Origin of the sequence: Salinigranum sp., from assembly GCF_041641895.1 — an archaeon.
Lineage (GTDB): Archaea > Halobacteriota > Halobacteria > Halobacteriales > Haloferacaceae > Salinigranum.
In genome coordinates, this window is the sequence record NZ_JBEPXO010000010.1 from 1 (window position 1) to 19,077 (window position 19,077).

Here is a 19,077-nt window from a genome sequence, read left to right on the forward strand (position 1 = left end):
GAGCCCCCGTCCGGAGGGAGAGGGGTACCTCCGGGTGAACAACGCGGTGGCGCGACTGAGCGTCGACCGACCGTTCGTCCCGCTGGCGCGACTCGCCGGCCCGCGTGACCCGAGCGACCGCCCCGCCGCCCGACTCCGGAACCTCACCGCCTCGCGCGCCGACCACCACACCTCGCCGGACGACGTCGAACAGTACGGCTACGGCGACCGGTTCCACGGCTTCACCCTCGACCCGGCACGCGACGGCCTGCCGGACGAGGAGACGCTCGAACGACTCGACGGCGTGGGCCTGCCCGTGATGGTTCGTGCCGGGGCGGGGTTCTCCCTCGCGGCGGTGGAGGCGACGCTGCTCCGATACTCGTTCCCGGTGGTGCTCGAACGGTTCGGCGGCTACCCCCTCGACCGTGAGGGGATGCACGCGACGGTCGACCTCCTCGAACGGCACGACGACCTCTACGTCGAGACGAGTTTCGTTCGCTACCGGGACGTCCTCGAACGGGGACTCCTCGAACACCCCGACCGGGTCCTGTTCGGGTCCGGCGCGCCGGCGACGCATCCGAACGTCAGCGTGATGGAACTGCTCACGCTCGACGTGAGCGAGGACCTCATGCGCCGCGCGTTCGAGAAGAACGCGGCGCGGGTGTTCCCGGCGCTCGCGCCGTCCGCGTGAACCGTCGAGGAAGGGGCGTTACGGCGAAGAGGAAGAAGACTGTCGCCAGTCGTACTGTGCGACGGCGCGGTCGGTGCGGGTCGAGACACCGCGCGGGTTGCGACTCGGCGACCGGTCGCGGGCGCGAGCGACGAGGCCGTGGCGGAACCCGGTCACGATGCCGACGGTGACCGAGCGGCTGGTGCCGAACCACGACGTCGGCACCGACTCCCCCCGCAGGACGTCCTTCGCCGTCGACAGCGCGTCCGACCCGGCGTGGCGGAGCGTCCGGCGGGCCACCTCGGGTCGGACGCCGTAGTTCTTCACGAGGCGGTACGCGAGCGCACGGTACTTCCACTCCCAGTCGCGGGTCTCGACGCCACCGTCGGTCTCGTGTTCGAGCGACACCTGCATCCCGGGCTCCCACGCGACGCTGTAGCCGAGGCCCGCGAGACGGTGAGCGGCGTCGCGGGCGCCGCCCGTCTGGAGGTACTCGTCGAACCCGTCGAGGTCGTCGAGGACCGACCGCCGGAAGGCGACGTTGCCGCCGTCGAAGTACGCGACGTCACGCTTGCAGATTCGCCGCCGCTCGGGAGCGTCGGCGGTCTGTCCGCCGTAGACCCGGCGGCGGGTCGGCCCGGTCACGACCGGGTCCTCGGCGAGTCGGGCGTCGACGGCGTCGGCCCACTCCGGGTCGACCGCGAAGTCGTAGCCCAGGAAGGCGACAGCGTCGCCGCTCGCGGCCTGAATACCGGCGTTCCGGGCGACATTCAGCGTCCGCGCGGAGAGTTCGACGAGGACGTCGACGTCGTCACGGTCGCGCACCATCCCGGTGGTCCCGTCCGCCGAGGGGCCGTTGACCACGACCACCTCGGCGTTGGGGGCGTGAGCGGCCAGCGAGTCGAGGCTGGTAGCTAGCCGGTCGCGCCCGTTGAGCGTCGGGACGACTACCGAGAGGTCCATGTCCGTCCGTCGGCGAGCGGACACTTAAATCCGGCCGCTCCGTATCTACTCGGCTTCGCTGGCCCGTTGGACCGCCTCGTCGGCCTCTTCGCCCGCGTCCGGGACTTCGGCGCACCAGTACGAGACGGAGGCGAGTCGCTCGCCGACGCTCGTGTCCCCGACGGCCGTGTCGACGGAGCGGATGTCGGAGGCGATGGTGTTGGGTATCTTCCGATACAAGCCGTAGGGGACGACGAAGTCGTGTGACTCGGAGGCCAGCGAGAGACCAGCGCCGTCGACGAGGCGCTCGACGTCCTCGCGGGAGTACAGATGCGAGCCCATCGGGAGGAGCCAGTTGTAGACGACTCGCGTCGAGAAGTCGTTGAACGTGTCGAAGAAGACCTGACGCTTCGAGACGCGGGCCATCTCCGCGAGGAACTTCGCGGGGGTGTCCGCGAGGTGGAAGAAACGCATCGCGAAGACGGCGTCGAAGTAGTCGTCCGGGAACGGCAACCGGGCGGCGTCGCCGAGCAGGAACGTGATGTGGTCGTCGACACCCGCATCCTTGGCCTTCTCGCGGCCCTGCGTGAGCATCGCTCGGGAGATGTCGAGTCCGACGACGTCCGCGCCGCGCTCGGCGAGCATGACTGTGAACCGCCCCGTCCCGCACGCGATTTCGAGGACCCGCTTCCCGTCGACTGGCGAGAGCGCATCGAGCACTGCGCCCTTCTCCCGGCGGTCGATGAGTCGACCCCCGCGCGAGAAGCGTTTCGAGTCGTACTCTTCGGCGACGTCGTCCGCCTTGTACCACTCCTTTCCTTTCACTCGTACCGGCTCTGTGCGCGCCTCCACTATGAACGTACTGGAACGCTGTGCCACGCGAACGCTCGCCAGTCGTCGTCGCGGCCACACCGTTCGGGGCCGACGGGACGCGACGGGCACCGCGGGTCGCCGGCCGGCTCGACGATCGTCCGTCGGACACGTGTTGTTATTATGTGTATAAGGTGTACGGATTGTTTTGTCACACATGTAGCTAACCTTTACCATACGGCAGAACCCCGCATCTGGTATGAGCACCAGTACTGCAGAGGGAGAGGCCGAAGAACTCCTGTCGGAGGCCGAGTTCCGCGAACGGCTCCGCGAGCTCCCACCGAGTGCGAAACTCGTCGCCAAAGTCCTGCAGATGGACGCACCGCTCTCACAGGGACAGCTCGCCGAGGAGTCGCTGCTGCCGGACCGGACCGTCCGCTACGCGCTCAACCGTCTCGAGGAGTCCGAACTCGTCTCCTCGCGGTACAGCTTCAAGGACGCCCGGAAACAGGTGTACTACCTCAACACCTGAACGTGGGGCGACGCACTCTGCACCGGACGCCGCGGGCGAACCGCACGCCCGACTGACCAAGCACCCACCCTTCTCCGTGCATCGAACCGCCGTCCCCGTCGACCGTCCCGTTCCGACGGGCGCGACGAACTGCTACCTCGTCGGCAGCGACGGCGCACTCCTCGTCGACCCGCCAGCGCGGCACGCCGACGTCGACGCCCTCCTCGCCGGACGCACGGTCGAACACCTGGCGGTGACGCACACCCACCCGGATCACGTCGGGGGCGTCGCCCACTACGCGGCCGAGACGGGCGCGACGGTGTGGGCACGCCACGGACACGAACGCGCGTTCGAGGCCGCGACGGGCGTCACTCCCGACCGGACGATGCGCGAGGGGACCGTCGTCGACACCGACGCCGGGGCAGTGACGGTGCTCGACATACCGGGTCACGCACGCGACCACGTCGCGTTCGAGCTCGAGTTCGGGGGTGAACGCGGACGCGGGGGTGAGCGCGACGGCAGCGTACTCTGTGGTGACCTCGCCGTCGCCGAGGGGAGCGTCGTCGTCGGGGCGCCCGAGGGCGACATGCGGGCGTATCTGACGAGTCTGCGTCGCCTCCGCGCGCGGTCACCGTCGCGGCTGCACCCGGGCCACGGACCACCGGTCGACGACCCGCGTGCGACGCTGGACCGCCTCATCCACCACCGACTCGCGCGCGAGCGTCGCGTCCAGCGGGCGGTGGACGCCGGCGCGCGAACGCTCGACGAAGTCGTCGACGGTGCCTACGACAAGGACGTCTCGGACGTGCGGGGCCTCGCACGCGCGACGGTCCGCGCCCACCTCGAGAAACTCGCCGTCGAGCGACGGGTGCGATGGGACGCGACGACGGGGCGGGTCGACCCGAGCGACGGGGTTTAGTTCGGGCCGACCCGAGAGCGGGTGTGTCATCGCCGTCGCCGTCACCCTCGCTGGAGGCCGAACTGGCCCGCGCCCGCGAGTTGGACGAAGCCGCACTCGCCGACGCCATCGAGTCCATCGGCTTCGAGTGTACCCGCTGTGGCGCCTGCTGCAAGGGGTACGAGACGTGCGGGAGTGACGGTGACGAGGGCGACGAGAACCAACAGACGAGCGAGCGAGAGCCACACACGGCGACGGTGTTTCCCGACGAGGTTCGTCGGCTGATGGCGGCGGGAGAGGACGGGACGTACGACTGGCGGGACGTCGCCCGACCGATGCCGTACGGCCTCAGCGAGGGCGAGGCGGGGACCGAAGGCGAGACGTTCGAGTGGGCGCTCCAGACCGACGACTGCGGAGACTGCACGTTCTACCGTGAGACGGAGGGGACGGGCGCGTGTGCGGTCCACGACGACCGGCCGCTCGTCTGTCGAACGTACCCGTTCAGCGTCGCGCTCGGCGGGACGAGTCAGCCCATGGGCGAGGCGGTCGACGGGGAGGGGATGGTCCGGGCCCACGAGTGTGAGGGACTCGGCCGCGACATCTCGCGGGCGGACGCCGAGGAACTGGCTTCGGCGCTGAAGGCGCGTGCGGTGCGGGAACTGGAGGAGGCCATCGGCGTCCGGGACAACTACCGACCGACGGACACACCGGGCGTGGTCGTCCACGACTCCGAGGGGCAGAAGCGACCCGACGGGCGTCCGCTCGACGACGGCACGTAGCCGGACGGTCACGGGCGACCGCAGACCGTCCGGTCGCCCGACGTTGACCGTCTGACCTCGGGTGGGAAACCGAACGAACGGGGGACGAAACCCGCTGCAGCGGCCAGAACGGTCGGTACCTCTTTGATGACGGCCGGTGTGGGAGAGAGTGGAGGTCTCACTATGGAAATCTCAGATAAGCTCCTGTGTTTGTTCAACGCCGAGGTCCGGGCCGAGGACGACAAGTACGTCGTCGAGGTCCCCCGTCGGGAGGTCGAGACGGGAAGCGTCGACCCGGGCGAAATCTACCGCGTCGCCCTCATCTCCCGGAAGGAAGCGACGGAGTCCCGCCCCGAGCGAAAACAGACCGACACGTCGGAGCCACAGCCACCGGTGGAGGTCGGCGAACTCCGGTACGTCGAAATCGAGGACATCGGCAAGCAGGGGGACGGTATCGCTCGCGTCGAGCGCGGATACGTCATCATCGTCCCCGGCGCGGAAGTCGGCGAACGGGTGAAGGTCGAGGTGACGGAGGTCAAGTCGAACTTCGCCGTCGGCGAGATCATCGAAGAGGACTTCTGAGCGGGACGGGCCGTCGCGGTGCGACGCGGGAGCGGGTCGTGTCGCGTCGGACCGCTCGTCACCGTGTGACCGTGACCGTATCCGAGGTCAGTCGGCCCGCCCGGACGAGACCGTCGCGAACCGAGAGAGGTCGACGTCCGCGCCGCCGGGCGCCTCGTCGACGGCGGCGTACGGGCGCCCGACGACGATGTCGCCGGCGGTCCGTCTCCCCACGCCCGGGATGGACGTGAGTTCGTCCATCGACGCCGCGTTCAGGTCCAGCGGGTAGGGGACGCCGGTGACAGAACGGTAGCCGTAGTCGACGACGGCGACGTCGAGCGTCTCACCGAGCGGGCGTTCCCCGGGGACCGCCACGAGCAGGGAGTACGTCCCGAGTTGGCGGCCGAACGTCTTGCCGTCCTGGTGGTACTCGAGGTGGACGTCCTCGAGCACCGCCCCCGGTGGGAGGACGCGCTTCAGCATCGGGCGGTCGATCTCCTCGCGGACCGCGCGCTTGTACGGTTTGAACTGCTGTTTGTGCTCCTTCGCGATGTCCGCGCCCGTCTCGGACATCTCCGTCCCCGCGAACGCCATCACCTGCCGGATGTTGATGCGGCGGAGCATCAGCCCCTCGTCGTACACTCGCTGCAGGAAGCGCTTGTTGTGTTCGTACGTCTCGGGGCGCTCGCCCATCAGGCCGTGGACGAGGTTGATGCCGGGGAGCAGTTTCGGGAGGCGGTCGCCCTCGAGGCTCGGTCCCCGCTTCTCCTCGTCGCCGGGGCGCCACCCGCCTACCTCGTTGACGACGCGGACGGCTTCGAGACACTCCTCGGCGCTCACGAGGAGGTTGTTCTCCTCCTGGACGACGGGGTCGGCGGACTCGAGGCCGAACGCCGCCGTGTCCCCGGGGGTGTTGTGCTCGGCGATGATCCGGATGGCCTCCCGCGACCGGTCGGGGTAGTCGACGATGGTCACCGGGTTCATGTTGTCCAGGTGGAGCGTCCCGACGTCGGGGACGACGTCGCGGATGCCGCCGTACAGCTCGCGGAGCGCGTCGGGGTTGGGCGCCTCGCCGTCGCCACCGAACGCGAGGATGTCCGCCTGCCGGCCGAGACGGAAGTGCCTGACGCCGGCGTCTGCGAGGCGGTCCACCTCGCGCACGACCGACTCGGCGGTTCGGAAGCTCGGGTCGCCGTACAGCGGTTCGGTACAGAACGAACAGCGGTAGGCACAGCCACGAGACGTCTCCAGTTCGGCGATGAGGTAGTCCGGGTGGTTCGGGTGCTGTCCGACGACGAACGCGCCGAGCGCGGCCCAGCGATCCACCTCGCTGTACTCGCGCATCCGGTCGCCGAACCCCTCGAGTCCGGAGGCGACGAGGTCGTACGCGGCGGCCTCGACGTCGCCCTTCGCGACGAAGTCGTAGTCGAGGTCCTTCCGTTCGGTGTCGGAGGCGCCCTCGTTCTTGTCGCCGACGCCGAACTTCACGGGGCCGCCCATCAGCGTCGTCCCGTCGGCGGTCCACGCCAGTTCCTTCACCTCGTCGGGTTCGGCGGGCGTCCCGCCGACGTACTTCCCGGGGACGGTCATCCCACCGACGTACACCAGGAGGTCGGCGTCGGCGACGGCGCGCCACTTCCCCCGCTCGTCGCGGAGTTCGTCGATGGTGTGGTACGTAATCTGTCCGGGCGGGACGCCGGCGTCGACGAGCGCGCCGGCCGTGTATCGGGGGTACGTAGAGACGTACGGCGGCACCCCGAAGTGGGCCGGTTCGTCGACGTACCCGTCGACGATGACGACCTGAAGCGACGCCGGGTCGCGTGGGCCGCTCGACGGCGTCGATGCCGGAGCCTGTGTCATACCCGCCGGTTCGCTCCCGGCGTGGGTAAACGGCACGGTCCGCGCGCGCCCGTGAGGGGACGCTCCGAAAAGCGTATCCGCCTCTCGGCGCAAGCGTGGCACATGCCGAAGACGGAGGAATTCAGGTGCCTCAACGCCGACTGTGAGCTGGATATGTTCGAGAACCACTACACCTACGACGTCCCCGACGACCTCTCCGTCGCGGACCTGCGGTGTCCCTACTGCGGGGAGACCGACACGCTCGAGCGCATCGAACTGTAAGCAGCGCCATCGAACAACGCTTTTCTCCCGGCGGCCACTAGCTTCACGCACGAACGATGACAGGAATTCGCGAGATAGGTGAGTCAGTCGCCAACACGGTCCTCGAGCGGGTCGGTCGCGGGATGAGCCGCGTCCAGGAGCGCAAACCCCTCCCGTACGACCTCCTCGAGAGCGACGACGCGTATCTGGTCGTCTTCGACGCCCCGGGCGTCCAGCGCTCGGACGTCCAGGTCCGCTTCCTCGACGGGGAGGTGCAGGTCCGCATCGACCGCTTCCGGGAGTTCTACGAGGGCTTCGACATGCGCTTCCCCGGCCGTGGCCTCTCGCTCGACGGCGAGGTGACGCTCCCCGACGACGCGGCCGTCGACGCCGACGGGGCGTCCGCGACCCTCGCGGACAACGGGACCCTACGGATTCGCATCCCCAAGGACGACCGCGCGACGGACGTCGAGGTTCAGGACGACGTGGACGACGTGGACGACGTGGACGACGTGGACGACGTGGGCGACACCCACGCCGACGAGTCGTAACCGACGCGCCCGCCGGTCGGCGCCGCCTGAGGCGTCCGGCCTCCCTCGAGCCGCGTCCGAAACCGTTCTCGGTTCGCCGACCCCGCTACCCCGTCCGCTCGGGAGGTAAGAGCGAGTCGAACGACCGTTCGGCGAGCCAGCTACACAGCGTGTCGAGGTCAGCGACGGCCGCGTCGAGGAGCCGCTCGCCCGCCTCGGTCCCCCCGTCGGAGGGGACGCCGACGGCACCGTTCTCCGAGAAGTCCGCGACGTCGTCGAGCACCATCGCACCCCCGACGTGGACGCCCCAGACGTCGGCCGCACCGGCGTCCGCCTCGGCGAGCACGTCGTCGCGAACGAGGTGGGGCGCGAGCGCACTCACGACGCTCGTCTCGGCCGCACCGGCGTGGCCGACGTGGTCGCGCCCGAACAGGGCCTCGTGTTCGTCCCCGAGGTTCGACCACCAGTTCCACGGGACGACGAAGGCCGTCTCCTCGCGGCGGAGTCGGCGGGCGGCCCGTCGGAGCGCGTCGTCGTTCCCACCGTGGCCGTTCACCACCACGACCTTCCGTACCCCGTGTGCCGCGAGGCTCTCGACCACCTCTCCGACGTAGGCCGCGAACGTCTCGGGCGACACCGAGAGCGTCCCGGGGAACTGTCGGTGGTGGTCGCTCACGCCGACCGTGACGGGCGGCAGCGCCACGCAGTCGTCGCGGTCGAGTCGTTCTGTCACGCCGAGCGCGGCCCGGGTGTCGGTTCCGAGCGGGAGGTGCGGCCCGTGCTGTTCGGTCGCGCCCGTCGGCAGGAGCGCCACGTCGACGTCGGCGAGCAGGTCGGCCGCCTCGGTCGTCGAGCGGTCCGCGAGCGGTGGTGGACTCATGCGAGACGCTCGGGCGGGTGAGGACTTATCGACGGCGAAAGACGGGGGGTCGACCGCGGCGCGAGAGGGGGTCAGTCGCAGAACGCGTCGACCCCGCGGGCGGGGTAGCCGACGACGAGGTCGACGCCCGCCTCGCGGAGTTCGCTGACCTGCTCGTGCACGGTGTCGGGCGCTCCGACGAGCGCGTAGTCGCGAACCGCGGCGGAGAGGACCTCCCGGGCGCGTCCGGTGGCCGTCGCGTCGATCGACGCGTCGTCCGGGAGCGCGCGAGCGACGGGCCGACGCCGGGCCGCGTACGCGCCGACGGCGTCGAGGACGGCGTCCTCGTCGTCGGTCAGCACCGTCGGGGCGTACAGCGCGACCTGGCCGTCGAAGCCCGCGGCACGGAGCGCACGGACGTCGCGCGTTGTCGACCGTGAGAGGAGTTCGTACTGCGTCCCGCCGGCGGCCAGCGCGATGCGCTCGATGCCTTCGGTGCCGACCCAGGCGTCGGGCGCTCGCTCGCGTGCCGCACGGAGTCGCGGGGCGACGGCGCGTCGCTTCTCGTCGTCGGTGAGATACGCGCCGTGACCCGCGACGAGCACCCGGTCGACGGACTCGGGAACCGACTCCCAGCGGGAGTCGTCGCCGAGCAGGTCGAAGCCATCGGCCCGGACGGGAATCGTGAGCCTCACCGTCTTCTCGGCGGCGAGGCGTTCGAGCACCGCCGACGAGGGGAGCACGTCGTGCCCCTCGTAGTCGATGGCCACCGTCGACAGCGGGACGTCCAGCGCGCGGCGGACGTCACACTCGGCGGGTTTCAGTGCGAGCGCGTCGAGCCCCGTCTCGGCGACGGCACGCTCACCGGTCAACATCTCGGGACACCTCCAGCGAAGGGAACCTCACAGTCGTCGCGGAACGCGATCAATCGTCTGTGCGACCATACGACCACTGACGAGTTTCGGGACAAAACGTTGTCGTTCTGTGCCGAGTCGGCTCGGACGACCGACCGTCGGGGCCCGACACTACAACGTCACGATTAACGTCTCGTGAATCCGTTACCGGCGTTTTAGCGGCCCTACCCGTTCGTTTCTCGGATTGTGAGAGCCATAGAATGGTTATACTCATACTACGGGAGTAGGAGGAAGTGGAGAACGATCATGACTACTAACAGAGTCGAGTGGTTTGGCAAGCCCATCGAGTTCGCGTACGACGAATCGCTCACTGGATACGTAACGGTCATCGTGCGGCTCATCACCGGCTACTGGTTCCTCAACGCCGGGGTGAGCAAGTACGCCTTCGTCTCGGGCGAAGCGTTCAGTGCGGCCGGCTGGCTCGCACACGGCACGGCCGGCAGCCCCATCCACGGCTTCTTCGTCTTCGCTGCGGAGACGCCGTGGCTACTCAGCTTCACGAACCTCGCCATCCCCGTCGGCCAGACGCTCATCGGCCTCGCGCTCATCCTGGGCGCACTCACCCGGTTCGCCGCCTTCTGGGGCGCGTTCCTGATGGTGTTCTTCTACCTCGGGAACGCCGACTGGGCGCACGGCTACGTCAACGGGGACCTGTTCGGGTTCCTGCTGTTCGTGCTCGTCGCCACCCTCGCCGCGGGCCGCATCATGGGCCTCGACCGCATCCTCGAGGCGACCGAGTTCGTCCGCCAGCGCCCCGCGCTGAAGTACCTGCTCGGGTGACGGTGCCCGAGTCGACCGCTCTTTCTCTCTGACTCACGCACTCGCCGACCGTTCGGCTCGACCGCCGGGTACGGATGGTGTCTCCGGGACGGACGGAACGTCTCCGCGGAGCGCGGAAGCGACTCAGCCAGACGAACGCGGAGGCGTGAGGTTCCGCGGCCGGCTCGACCGACCGGCCGTCACTCGTCCCCCGCTCCGTCGTCGTTCCGTTCGATGAGGACGAGGCGGTTCTCGTAGAGGTCGTACGCCACCGCCTGCACCCCCCACGGGACCGACTCGGGGGCGGTGTGGAAATCGACCCCGCGGTCGGTGAGCGTCTCGTGCGTCTCCCGGCAGTCGTCGACGGCGAACGCCAGTTCGGGACTCTCACCGATCATCGAGCGTCGCCGGACCACCTCCTCGCCCTCGAACCAGTCCGGCGACTGGAGGACGATTTCGACGTCGCCCCCCGGCGGCGCGACGGTTACCCAGCGGTTGTCCTCACCCATCGGTTCATCCGCTCGCTTCTCGAAGCCGAGCTTGTCGGTGTAGAACGTCGCGGCGTCGGTCTGATTCGCCACGACGAGGGTCACCTGCGACAGCGAACCGATCATGTGCGTCCGGGTAGCGGACGCCCTCCCTTCACCGCACGCCTTGCATGGGCGTATGGGCGGTTACGTCAGACCGGCAGGTCCGCGTCGGGGTCGACTATCCGGTCGACCTCGGGCGGCATCCGCCAGTCGGTCGTGAGTTCGAGGAGCTGGACGAGCATCCGACCGGTCGCGCCCCAGACGGTGTAGCCGTCGACGTGGAAGAAGTGGATGCGAATCTCGCCGTAGTGGGGGTGGTCGCGCTGTTCGGACTCATAGTTGGCGAGGTCGGTGAGGGCCGCGACGGAGAGGACGGTGATTTCGGCAACCTCGCGCTCGTCGGGCGTGTACTCGCGGTCGGGCACCCGCGCGACGAACGGTCGGACCGAGTAGTCCGTGACCGTCTCGATGTCGTCGAGTCGGCCGAAGAGTTCGACCTCCGCGGGTCGGAGACCGATTTCCTCGTTCGCCTCGCGGAGGGCGGTCGTCTCCAGCGACTCGTCGCTCGGCTCCCGGCCGCCACCGGGGAAGCTCATCTGTCCGGCGTGCTCGCCGAGGTGGTCCGCGCGTTTGGTGAACAACAGGTGGTCCTCGTCACCGCGGGCGACGACGGGCGCGACGACCGCCGCCTGCCGCGACATCCCCTCGAGCGAAGCGGGCGTGTGCCGACCGACGCCGGAGAGGTCCATACTCGACACAGCGGGCCGAAGGTCTTAACCCTGTATGCATGGGGCAACGCTTGGGTCCCGAGCCGGCACCCGCGCTGCGGGCGACTACGACGCGTCGTCGTCGGCCGCCGCCAGCGCGTCCTCGAGTCGCTCGCGCACCTCGCCCACCTCGACGGGCGCCCACGCCTCAAGGTCGTAGGTCACGTCGAACAGGTGTCGGATGCGCGCCTCGTCCTCGGCGACGACGGCGCGGGCGGCGTCACCGCGAAGTCGTGTCTCGACCGCCCGCGCGAGCGACTCCCGCGAGACCGACTTGGTCTCGAAGCCGAGGATGTGCGGGAGGTCCTCCGCCTCCGCCGGGAGCGTCGGGAACGCGACGGGACCGACGGTGAGGAGCGCGTCGTGGCCGGAGTCCGACCCGTCCGCGTCGACCGTTCCCGCCGCCGCGTCGTCCGCACCCGTCAGGTCCGCCGGCACGTACTCCACCAGGTAGTACCGCTCGACCGCCCACTCGACGGCGTCGATGGCCGTCGCTTCGACCCGGTCCTCGTCGACACTCCCGCGCTGGCGGTAGGCGAGTTCGACGAGCGCCGCGACCACCTCGTCGGCGGAGAGTGCACCGAACAGGTCGACCACGCCCGCGAGTTCGTCGGCGTCGGCGACGGGGAGGACCGCTGCGTCGAACGGGTCGGCGGTCACCCTCGTACCTCCCGGAGGTCCGCTTCGGAACACTCGCGGACGTCGCGCGGCGCGATAGGGGCGTCCGCCCACGCGGGGAGGCGGTCGTCGCGGGTGGGTGGGGCGACGGCATCCACGTACCGCTCGACCTGCGACCGTTCCTCGTCGGTGGGGTAGTCGAGGCCGTTGAACGCCGCGTCGGTCCCGTAGGCGCGGACGAACCGGCGGGCGGTCTCCCGGTAGCGGTCGGGGAGGCTGTCGTAGTCGGGCGTGACGCCGTGCTCTTCGACGGCTGTGAAGAGCGCTCGGCCGACGCCACGGGACATGTCGGACAGGCCCGTTGGCCCCGAGACGGCGCGGTGGTCGTGTTCGTACGCGCCGAGGTCGACCTGTGCGCTCTCGTCGAAGCCGGCGTGAGCGAACGCGTCGCCGAGGGTGCCGACCTCAAGCCCCCAGTCGCGCTGCATCCGGAGACGGGACGCGAGGTCACGCGTCGCGGCGAACTCCCCGGCGAGCGCGTAGCGGAACGCGGCGAGGTAGTCGAGGACGGCGGCGTCGTGGGCGTCGGCGAGCGCCCGGACCAGCGGCGCGTAGAACAGGCGGAAGAGCCGACCGTACAGCCGGCGGTTCTCGACGCGGGCGTAGTACCCTTTCGAGAACGCGTGACCGTGTGCGAGCGGGAACAGGAGCCGGTGGACGTACGAGGCGTCGTACGTCTTCGTGTCGGCGTCGTGGAACACGACGAACTCCTCGGAGAGGGCGGCACCGAGCGCGAGCCAGACGTCGCGTCCCTTGCCCCGGTGCCCGTCGAGGTCGTGCTCCGCCAGGAGCGCCGCTACCTGCGGACCGTCACACCAGACGACGGAGAGGGGGAGGTCGTACTCGGCGAGCCAGTCGGCGAAGGCGCCCGCACGGTCCGCCGAGGCGCGGAGCGGGACGACGACGCGGGCGGGGGCGACGCGTTCGAGCGACGAGAGGACGCGCTCGGCGGCGAGGCCGGCGTACTCGCGCTCGGTCATCGGCACGACCACCGCAGCCCGGTCGACCGGGGCATGGGGCGTGGCGTCGCCGAGGTCGTGGAGCGTCGTGACCCGCTCTTGGACGTACTCCATCACCCGATTCAGGGAACCGAGTGGCAAAAGTCCCGCGACCGACCGCGCGCCTCAGTCGCACTCACACTCCGGGTCGGCGAACGGACCCGTGGCGACTTCGCTCGCGGCCGTCCCGGGCAGACGGCCGAGCGCCCGGAGGGTCCCGAGGACCGTGACGAGGCCGACGAGGCCGAGCGCGAGGCTGGCGAACACCGCGTCGTAGGCGACGCCGCGTTCGACGAGCGTCCCGACGGCGCTGGAGCCGCCGGCCTGCGAGAACATCATCCCGGCCGAGTAGGCGGCGTAGGCGCTCCCGCGCGTCTCGTCGGGAAGGGTGTCGAGCAGGAACGTGTCCATCGCCGGGAAGAGGCTGTGGATGACGTAGCCGATGACGGCCGTGAGGACGAACAGCGGGAGCAGGCCGGTCGTCGTCGTGAGAGCGAACACACAGGCGGCGAACGCCGCGACGATGCCGAGGACGTACGGCACGTGGGGGAGACGGTCCGCGAGTCGGCCGGAGACGAAGAAGGCGGGGACGCCCGCCGCGAACACGACCGTCAGGGTGTTCTTCGCCATCGCGGGCGAGAGCCCCTTCGTCCGCATGTACAGTTCGTAGAAGTTGAACAGCCCCTGCCAGACGAACCCCGTCGTCCCGAGGATGACGACGCCGACGACGACGAGTTTCCACTCCCGCCTGATACCGGCGACGAGGTCACGGTCGGCGGCGCCCGCGTCCGGGAGCGTCGTCCGACGCGCGGTCACGAACAGGGCGACGGTGACGACGAACGCCCCGACGCCGATACAGACGAACGCGAGGCGCCACGAGTACCAGAGGACGAGCGTCACGAGGGGTGCGGCGACGACGGCGGCGACCTGTGCGGCCATGCCGTGGATGCCCATCGCCCGGCCGACGCGTCCGGGGTAGAGTTCGCTCACGAGCGGGTTGGCGGCGACGAAGTAGACGCCCGACGAGATACCCATCAGGAGCGCGCCGAACGCGAGCGTGAGAACCGAGTCGGCGGTCGCAGTGAACGCCGAGGCGACAGCCAGAACTAGCCCCGTCCCGAGGATGACACGGTGGCGCGGGACGCGCGTGAGGAGCCACCCGGCCGGGAGGCGGGGGAGCGCGCTGCCGAGCCACACCGCCGTCGCGATGGCACCGGCGGTGGCCTCGCCGATGGCGAACACCGTGATGAACTCCCCGACGAGCGGGGCGAAGACGACGCGTGCGAGGTTCACGAGGAACACCATCGCACAGAGGGTACCGAAGAGGGGACGTCTGCTCACGCTCCGGATTGACCCGAGAGGACGACAAGCGTTGCGACTCGTCGGTGTGCGTGCGATGCGATTGCGTGACAGCCGTGGTGGAGCGCGCACCGACGACTCGCCCCCACCGGACGACGGTTGCGGGAGACGCCGGTGCGGACGACCCCGTCGGCTCGGTGTCAGACGCGGGGTGGGGTCTTTTTCCCCTGCCGTCTCGAACGGCCGCGTATGAAATCGACGCGGAAGGGGCTTCGCGAGGGTCAGTTGCACAAGGACAACTACGAACGCCTCGTCTGCAGCGACTGTGAGAAGACGCTGAAGAAGAAGAACGACCCCGACGAGGTGTTCTCCGTCCGGACCTGTCCCGAGTGCGGGCGACAGTGGAAGGAACTGCGGTAGCGCGGGCGAGACCGGGTCACTCGAAGACTGCGTCGAACGCCCGTGCCCCGAGCGGGTCGAACGTCCCCGCGGCGACGTTCTCGGCGACGTGTGCCCGCGTCGACGTCCCGACGAGCGACGCGGTCACGCCCGGGGCCGACCGGGCGAAGTTGAGCGCGCGCTGGGCGGCCGTGTCGCCCGTGAGTTCGGCGTCGACGTCGGCGGGGAGCGACCGGGCGAGGTCACCCTGCCCGATGCTCGCCGAGGTGAAGACGTGCAGGCCCCGTTCGTGAGCGTACTCCAGCGCGCTCTGTGTGCCGTCGGGGCCGTGGGCCCGGCGGGTGAACGCGTCGGCCATCCGCACGTTGAACGGCAACTGGACGGCTGTGAGTCCCGACTCGTCGGCACCGACGCGCTCGGCGGCCGCCTCGGCGCGGGCGACAACTTCGGCGAGCGAGAGGTACTGGTCGTGGTCGGCCGGCACCCGAAACGCGTTCCAGGTGGCGACACCGTACGCCCCGACGTCGCCGTCGGCGCGCCGGCGTTCGAGTCGCTCGAAGGCGCGTTCGAGGAGGTCGTACACCGCCCCGCGCGAGCGGGTGTGGAGTTGCGTCTCGGGGTTGTGGACGTAGTACAGGTCGACTCGGTCGAGGTCGAGGTTCGCCAGCGAGCGGTCGAGCATCGCGTCGACGAACGCGGGGGCGAGCGCGTGGCTGCCGCGTGCCAGGTCGTCGGGCGAGAGGAGGCCCGTGTCGAGGAACTCCCGTCTGACGTACTGCGAGGGGTTCTCTGGGGGGGCCCCGTCGAAGGGGGCGAACCCGCCCTTCGTCGCGACGACCACCTCGTCGCGCTCGACCTCCGCGGCCGACAGCGCCCGGCCGACGACGCGCTCGGAGCGCTGACAGCGGTAGTTGACCGCGGTGTCGACGAGGTTGACGCCGCTCTCGAACGCCGTCACGAGCGCGTCGTGGTACCGTTCGTCGACGGCATCCGTGGCGTCGCCGAGGTACGTGCCGATGCCGACGGAGGAGACGACGCCGGGGGGAAACCGCCGGAAGTAGGTGCGACCGAAGCTGTCGCCGAAGCGGTTCCGGTACCGCCAGGTTCCCTCACGCGTGGCCATGTCCGAGCGAACGCGACGGTGATGGATAGGGGTTCGTGTTCTGGATGGCCGGAGACAGGGGACGTGCTCGGTGACGTCTCGGAGACACGGGCAACCGACACCGAGGATGCCTGCATGAACCGCGCAGATGCCGCACGGTCTCCCTCGCGCGCGAACCGTGGAGAAACGGCGTGACGTCACGTGCCACCGCATCGGTGCGGCCGGCGCGCGGGAGTGAGCGACCGAACGGGAGCGAACAGCGCACGAGGGGTCCGCGAGCACCTCCGTGTGCGAGCGACCGGCTGGGGAGGTCCGAGACGGACACCGCGCCCGTGCACTGCGCGGTCACGGTCCGGCTCGCACGACGAACAGTCGCGGGACACGGTCGCGTCGCCCGAACGGACCGACTCCGACAGCCGTTTCAGACAGTTCACGTCTCGCCGGACATCGACTCGAACAGCCGTTCGACGAGCGCCTCGCGCTCGATGCGTACCCCCCCATCGGTGTCGACGACGCCGTCACTGTGGGTGATCTGTGCGCCGCCCATCCGCGCGTGGCCGCCCGCCGACGACCCGGGGACGTCCGCCAGCGCCGTCTCCAGCGTCCGACCCATGTGGACCCGGTCGTCGCGCGACCGACCCGAGAGGTAGATGTTACCCTTCTTCTCGCCGACGACGACGGCGGCGGTCACGCCCTCCATCTTGATGAGTTCGTCCGCGGCCTGCGGAATCGCGTCGAGGTTCGACAGCGCGCCGACGTCGCTGACGAGGAACGGCCCCTGAACCTGCCGCCCGGCGATGGCGCGCGCTTTCGCCTCGAGTACCTCCTTCGACACCTCGGGGTTGGCGATGCGGTTCAGGAGGTCCTCGTCGATACCGGGGTACAGATACCCCGCCGCCGAGAAGTCCGGAGCCGAGCAGCCGGCGGTGAGACGGCTGGTGTCGGTGAGGATGCCGTAGAGGAGACCCGTCGAGATCGTCGACGGCAGGGTGTACTCGGCCGCGATCTCGGAGGCGTGCATGTCCGGCGGGACGGGCGTCGCGCCGACGTCGCGGAAGTACTCGGAGACGATGCTCGAACACGCGCCGTAGCCGGTCCGGACGTCGGTGAACGCCTCGCCCGTCCCGTCGCCGGGGTGGTGGTCGACGACGGCGAACGGGAGGATGCCCTCCGCGCCGGCGAACCCGCGCGGTTCGTTGTGGTCGACGAGGACCACCGACTCCGCCGTGAGGTCGGAGACGTGGTCGATAGCCTCCATGTCGAGGTCGAGCACCGTCCGGAACGCGCGGTTCTCCTGGTGACGGATCTGCCCGGTGTACTGGAGCGTCGCCGCGGTGCCGACCTGCCGGGCGAGGCACGCGACGCCGATGGCCGCGGCCATCGCGTCGGGGTCGGGGTTCGGATGCATCAGCACGACGACTTCGTCGCGGCTGGCGAGCGTCTCCAGGAAGCGCATCCCCATCGGGCGCTTGAACCGCAGGAGGGCGTACGCCCCGCCGACGAGTGCGACGACGGCGAACACGACGGCGACTGCGAGTTCGGGGTACGTCCGCACGAACGACTCGGCCCCGTCGAGAACCGACCCGGTGTCCTGGAGGAGAACGGGAGGCTCGATTCTCGCGGACATATCCACCCTGTCTGTGCCACGGGTCATGAAGATTCCCACATTGTGTCCAACGAGCGGGGACAGGAACGGGTCACCCGTCGCCCCGATACGCGTCGACCGCGGCACAGTACCCCGCCCGAAACGTCGGATACGCGAACTCGTACCCGAGCGCCCGGAGCCGACCGTTCGAGCAGCGCTTGCTGGTCAGGATTCGCCGACGGGCGGCCTCCGAGAGGTCGCCGGCAGCGAGACGCTCCGCTTTCGTCCGTTTCTCCGGTCTGTCGACGCCGCACGCGTCGGCCAGCCAGTCGGCGAACTCCCACTTCGAGACGGGTTCGTCGTCGACGACCAGGAGGACGTCGTCGACGCCTTCCTCGAGCGCGAACCGCACGGCTCCGGCGGCGTCGTCGCGGTGGACCATGTTCAGATACCCCTCGGTGACCGGTCCGTCGAGGTAGCGTTCGAGCCGGTACCGGTCGGGGCCGTAGAGGCCGGCGAACCGAGCGACCGTCGAGTCGACGGGCGCCGACAGCGCGACGTCCTCCGCCTCGGCGAGGACGCGCGTCTTGTCGGTGGTCGGGTCGAGCGGCGTGTCCTCGTCGACCCAGTCGCCGTCGTGGTCGCCGTAGACGCCCGTCGAGGAGGTGTAGACGAGCCGTCCCGGAGGCGACTCACGAGTCGCGAACTCGTCGACGGCGTTCCGGAGGCCGTCGACGAACACCCGGCGCGCGGCGGCGGCGCCGCGGCCGCCCGAACTGGCCGCGAAGACCAGCCAGTCCGCGTCCGGTACGTCGGCGAGCGTCTCGGGGACGGTGACGTCTGCACGGACGGGGTCGAGACCGGCGTCGGCGACGGCGTCGAGCCCCGAGTCGGAGCGACGGACGCCGACGACGTCGTGTCCGTCCTCGCGCAGTTGCCGGCCGAGTTCCAGTCCGACGTAGCCACAGCCGAGGACGACCACCCGCATCGTCAGCGGTCGTTCCGAACGGCGATGACGCGGTGGATGGCCGCGAGTTCGGCGAGCGTCGTCTGTCGACGCCCCTCGAGCGACTGCTGGACCTCTTGGCCCGAGATGTCGAGGCCGGTCTCCGCGGCGAGCGTGTCGACGTCGAGGACGCCCGTCGTCATCCCCATGAGGAGGCGGTCCTGGAGTTCGAGCGTCATCGTCTCGGCGTCGAGGTCCGCGTCGACGGCGAGGACGGCCATCGCCTCCTCGACGGTGAAGTCGACCGTCTCGCCCGCGGCGAACGCGTCAAGGCGCTCCGCGTCGACGCCGGAGTCGGCGGCGACCGTCTCGGAGCCGTGGTCGTCGATGACGTCGACGAGCGCTCGCTCGTACGCGGCACGGAGTTCCGACGCCTCGTGTGACGCCGGGTCGTCGACAACGTCGTAGAACATACCGGTGTG

The 19,077-nt window shown here is 69.9% G+C and carries 23 protein-coding genes; 9 read left to right on the plus strand and 14 right to left on the minus strand.

What is annotated here, in order from left to right:
- The coding region (locus ACESK5_RS03375) for an amidohydrolase family protein (protein ID WP_372910138.1) at window positions 1-670 on the plus strand (670 nt) is incomplete at its 5' end.
- Between the two features lie 18 nt (window positions 671-688).
- On the opposite strand, the gene ACESK5_RS03380 is transcribed toward ACESK5_RS03375, so the two are convergent.
- Together ACESK5_RS03380 and ACESK5_RS03385 are read right to left on the minus strand one after the other, a co-directional pair.
- Window positions 689-1,612, minus strand: a complete 924-nt coding sequence (locus ACESK5_RS03380) for a glycosyltransferase family 2 protein (protein WP_372910139.1) — start codon at window positions 1,610-1,612, stop codon at window positions 689-691.
- 45 nt (window positions 1,613-1,657) lie between these two features.
- On the minus strand, window positions 1,658-2,416 hold the full coding sequence (locus tag ACESK5_RS03385) for a class I SAM-dependent methyltransferase (protein ID WP_372910140.1): 759 nt from the start codon (window positions 2,414-2,416) through the stop codon (window positions 1,658-1,660).
- Window positions 2,417-2,660: 244 nt separating this feature from the next.
- Here ACESK5_RS03385 and ACESK5_RS03390 point away from each other — a divergent pair, with 244 nt between their 5' ends.
- From ACESK5_RS03390 to ACESK5_RS03405, 4 genes are all read left to right on the plus strand, one after another.
- The gene (locus ACESK5_RS03390) at window positions 2,661-2,933 is read left to right on the plus strand and encodes a MarR family transcriptional regulator (RefSeq protein WP_372910141.1); all 273 of its coding nucleotides are present in this window, start codon (window positions 2,661-2,663) and stop codon (window positions 2,931-2,933) included.
- Between the two features lie 76 nt (window positions 2,934-3,009).
- A complete protein-coding gene (locus tag ACESK5_RS03395) occupies window positions 3,010-3,831 on the plus strand; it encodes an MBL fold metallo-hydrolase (RefSeq protein WP_372910142.1) in 822 nt (273 codons plus the stop codon).
- A 23-nt stretch (window positions 3,832-3,854) separates the two neighbouring features.
- The gene (locus ACESK5_RS03400; protein ID WP_372910143.1) at window positions 3,855-4,589 is read left to right on the plus strand and encodes a YkgJ family cysteine cluster protein; all 735 of its coding nucleotides are present in this window, start codon (window positions 3,855-3,857) and stop codon (window positions 4,587-4,589) included.
- A 162-nt stretch (window positions 4,590-4,751) separates the two neighbouring features.
- Window positions 4,752-5,150 carry a TRAM domain-containing protein gene (locus tag ACESK5_RS03405; protein WP_372910144.1) on the plus strand — a complete coding sequence of 133 codons (399 nt, stop codon included), beginning with the start codon at window positions 4,752-4,754 and terminating at the stop codon, window positions 5,148-5,150.
- 87 nt (window positions 5,151-5,237) lie between these two features.
- Here ACESK5_RS03405 and ACESK5_RS03410 read toward each other — a convergent pair whose 3' ends face one another.
- The gene (locus ACESK5_RS03410) at window positions 5,238-6,989 is read right to left on the minus strand and encodes a radical SAM protein (RefSeq protein ID WP_372910145.1); all 1,752 of its coding nucleotides are present in this window, start codon (window positions 6,987-6,989) and stop codon (window positions 5,238-5,240) included.
- A gap of 102 nt (window positions 6,990-7,091) precedes the next feature.
- Between ACESK5_RS03410 and ACESK5_RS03415 the strand changes: the two genes are divergently transcribed.
- Together ACESK5_RS03415 and ACESK5_RS03420 are read left to right on the plus strand one after the other, a co-directional pair.
- Entirely contained in the window at window positions 7,092-7,250 is a 159-nt protein-coding gene (locus tag ACESK5_RS03415; protein WP_372910146.1) for a hypothetical protein, read from the plus strand.
- A gap of 56 nt (window positions 7,251-7,306) precedes the next feature.
- The gene (locus tag ACESK5_RS03420) at window positions 7,307-7,780 is read left to right on the plus strand and encodes an Hsp20/alpha crystallin family protein (RefSeq protein WP_372910147.1); all 474 of its coding nucleotides are present in this window, start codon (window positions 7,307-7,309) and stop codon (window positions 7,778-7,780) included.
- 85 nt (window positions 7,781-7,865) lie between these two features.
- Here the strand turns inward: ACESK5_RS03420 and ACESK5_RS03425 are convergent, their stop codons facing one another.
- Together ACESK5_RS03425 and ACESK5_RS03430 are read right to left on the minus strand one after the other, a co-directional pair.
- Window positions 7,866-8,639 (minus strand): creatininase family protein, encoded by a 774-nt coding sequence (locus tag ACESK5_RS03425; RefSeq protein WP_372910148.1) that lies wholly within the window; start codon window positions 8,637-8,639, stop codon window positions 7,866-7,868.
- Between the two features lie 71 nt (window positions 8,640-8,710).
- On the minus strand, window positions 8,711-9,493 hold the full coding sequence (locus ACESK5_RS03430) for a luciferase (protein ID WP_372910149.1): 783 nt from the start codon (window positions 9,491-9,493) through the stop codon (window positions 8,711-8,713).
- A gap of 285 nt (window positions 9,494-9,778) precedes the next feature.
- Between ACESK5_RS03430 and ACESK5_RS03435 the strand changes: the two genes are divergently transcribed.
- The gene (locus tag ACESK5_RS03435; RefSeq protein WP_372910150.1) at window positions 9,779-10,312 is read left to right on the plus strand and encodes a quinol oxidase; all 534 of its coding nucleotides are present in this window, start codon (window positions 9,779-9,781) and stop codon (window positions 10,310-10,312) included.
- A gap of 179 nt (window positions 10,313-10,491) precedes the next feature.
- On the opposite strand, the gene ACESK5_RS03440 is transcribed toward ACESK5_RS03435, so the two are convergent.
- The 5 genes from ACESK5_RS03440 to ACESK5_RS03460 form a co-directional block, all read right to left on the minus strand.
- Window positions 10,492-10,905, minus strand: a complete 414-nt coding sequence (locus ACESK5_RS03440) for a VOC family protein (protein WP_372910151.1) — start codon at window positions 10,903-10,905, stop codon at window positions 10,492-10,494.
- 65 nt (window positions 10,906-10,970) lie between these two features.
- Window positions 10,971-11,570, minus strand: a complete 600-nt coding sequence (locus ACESK5_RS03445) for a CoA pyrophosphatase (protein ID WP_372910152.1) — start codon at window positions 11,568-11,570, stop codon at window positions 10,971-10,973.
- Between the two features lie 84 nt (window positions 11,571-11,654).
- Window positions 11,655-12,248, minus strand: coding sequence for a hypothetical protein (locus ACESK5_RS03450; protein ID WP_372910153.1), 594 nt, complete (start codon window positions 12,246-12,248; stop codon window positions 11,655-11,657).
- Window positions 12,245-13,339 (minus strand): glycosyl transferase family 2, encoded by a 1,095-nt coding sequence (locus ACESK5_RS03455; protein WP_372910154.1) that lies wholly within the window; start codon window positions 13,337-13,339, stop codon window positions 12,245-12,247. The genes ACESK5_RS03450 and ACESK5_RS03455 overlap by 4 nt, the downstream gene beginning before the upstream one ends.
- Before the next feature lie 51 nt (window positions 13,340-13,390).
- Window positions 13,391-14,569, minus strand: coding sequence for an MFS transporter (locus tag ACESK5_RS03460; RefSeq protein WP_372910202.1), 1,179 nt, complete (start codon window positions 14,567-14,569; stop codon window positions 13,391-13,393).
- A 243-nt stretch (window positions 14,570-14,812) separates the two neighbouring features.
- Here ACESK5_RS03460 and ACESK5_RS03465 point away from each other — a divergent pair, with 243 nt between their 5' ends.
- Entirely contained in the window at window positions 14,813-14,983 is a 171-nt protein-coding gene (locus ACESK5_RS03465) for an HVO_0758 family zinc finger protein (RefSeq protein ID WP_372910155.1), read from the plus strand.
- Between the two features lie 16 nt (window positions 14,984-14,999).
- On the opposite strand, the gene ACESK5_RS03470 is transcribed toward ACESK5_RS03465, so the two are convergent.
- The 4 genes from ACESK5_RS03470 to ACESK5_RS03485 form a co-directional block, all read right to left on the minus strand.
- Window positions 15,000-16,085, minus strand: a complete 1,086-nt coding sequence (locus tag ACESK5_RS03470) for an aldo/keto reductase (RefSeq protein ID WP_372910156.1) — start codon at window positions 16,083-16,085, stop codon at window positions 15,000-15,002.
- A 409-nt stretch (window positions 16,086-16,494) separates the two neighbouring features.
- Window positions 16,495-17,691 (minus strand): bifunctional oligoribonuclease/PAP phosphatase NrnA, encoded by a 1,197-nt coding sequence (locus ACESK5_RS03475; RefSeq protein ID WP_372910157.1) that lies wholly within the window; start codon window positions 17,689-17,691, stop codon window positions 16,495-16,497.
- Window positions 17,692-17,761: 70 nt separating this feature from the next.
- Window positions 17,762-18,637, minus strand: a complete 876-nt coding sequence (locus tag ACESK5_RS03480; protein ID WP_372910158.1) for an SDR family oxidoreductase — start codon at window positions 18,635-18,637, stop codon at window positions 17,762-17,764.
- 2 nt (window positions 18,638-18,639) lie between these two features.
- Complete coding sequence (locus ACESK5_RS03485; protein ID WP_372910159.1) at window positions 18,640-19,068, minus strand: DUF5791 family protein; 429 nt, start codon at window positions 19,066-19,068, stop codon at window positions 18,640-18,642.
- Between the last annotated feature and the right edge of the window lie 9 nt (window positions 19,069-19,077).

What these genes read in the sequence shown, in the direction of transcription:
- ACESK5_RS03380 (WP_372910139.1), bottom strand. Translation starts at nt 1,612, where the DNA reads ATGGACCTCTCGGTAGTCGTCCCGACGCTCAACGGGCGCGACCGGCTA.
- ACESK5_RS03390 (WP_372910141.1), top strand. Translation starts at nt 2,661, where the DNA reads ATGAGCACCAGTACTGCAGAGGGAGAGGCCGAAGAACTCCTGTCGGAG.
- ACESK5_RS03405 (WP_372910144.1), top strand. Translation starts at nt 4,752, where the DNA reads ATGGAAATCTCAGATAAGCTCCTGTGTTTGTTCAACGCCGAGGTCCGG.
- ACESK5_RS03410 (WP_372910145.1), bottom strand. Translation starts at nt 6,989, where the DNA reads ATGACACAGGCTCCGGCATCGACGCCGTCGAGCGGCCCACGCGACCCG.
- ACESK5_RS03415 (WP_372910146.1), top strand. Translation starts at nt 7,092, where the DNA reads ATGCCGAAGACGGAGGAATTCAGGTGCCTCAACGCCGACTGTGAGCTG.
- ACESK5_RS03420 (WP_372910147.1), top strand. Translation starts at nt 7,307, where the DNA reads ATGACAGGAATTCGCGAGATAGGTGAGTCAGTCGCCAACACGGTCCTC.
- ACESK5_RS03425 (WP_372910148.1), bottom strand. Translation starts at nt 8,639, where the DNA reads ATGAGTCCACCACCGCTCGCGGACCGCTCGACGACCGAGGCGGCCGAC.
- ACESK5_RS03430 (WP_372910149.1), bottom strand. Translation starts at nt 9,493, where the DNA reads ATGTTGACCGGTGAGCGTGCCGTCGCCGAGACGGGGCTCGACGCGCTC.
- ACESK5_RS03435 (WP_372910150.1), top strand. Translation starts at nt 9,779, where the DNA reads ATGACTACTAACAGAGTCGAGTGGTTTGGCAAGCCCATCGAGTTCGCG.
- ACESK5_RS03440 (WP_372910151.1), bottom strand. Translation starts at nt 10,905, where the DNA reads ATGATCGGTTCGCTGTCGCAGGTGACCCTCGTCGTGGCGAATCAGACC.
- ACESK5_RS03445 (WP_372910152.1), bottom strand. Translation starts at nt 11,570, where the DNA reads ATGGACCTCTCCGGCGTCGGTCGGCACACGCCCGCTTCGCTCGAGGGG.
- ACESK5_RS03455 (WP_372910154.1), bottom strand. Translation starts at nt 13,339, where the DNA reads ATGGAGTACGTCCAAGAGCGGGTCACGACGCTCCACGACCTCGGCGAC.
- ACESK5_RS03460 (WP_372910202.1), bottom strand. Translation starts at nt 14,569, where the DNA reads ATGGTGTTCCTCGTGAACCTCGCACGCGTCGTCTTCGCCCCGCTCGTC.
- ACESK5_RS03465 (WP_372910155.1), top strand. Translation starts at nt 14,813, where the DNA reads ATGAAATCGACGCGGAAGGGGCTTCGCGAGGGTCAGTTGCACAAGGAC.
- ACESK5_RS03470 (WP_372910156.1), bottom strand. Translation starts at nt 16,085, where the DNA reads ATGGCCACGCGTGAGGGAACCTGGCGGTACCGGAACCGCTTCGGCGAC.
- ACESK5_RS03475 (WP_372910157.1), bottom strand. Translation starts at nt 17,691, where the DNA reads ATGTCCGCGAGAATCGAGCCTCCCGTTCTCCTCCAGGACACCGGGTCG.
- ACESK5_RS03480 (WP_372910158.1), bottom strand. Translation starts at nt 18,637, where the DNA reads ATGCGGGTGGTCGTCCTCGGCTGTGGCTACGTCGGACTGGAACTCGGC.
- ACESK5_RS03485 (WP_372910159.1), bottom strand. Translation starts at nt 19,068, where the DNA reads ATGTTCTACGACGTTGTCGACGACCCGGCGTCACACGAGGCGTCGGAA.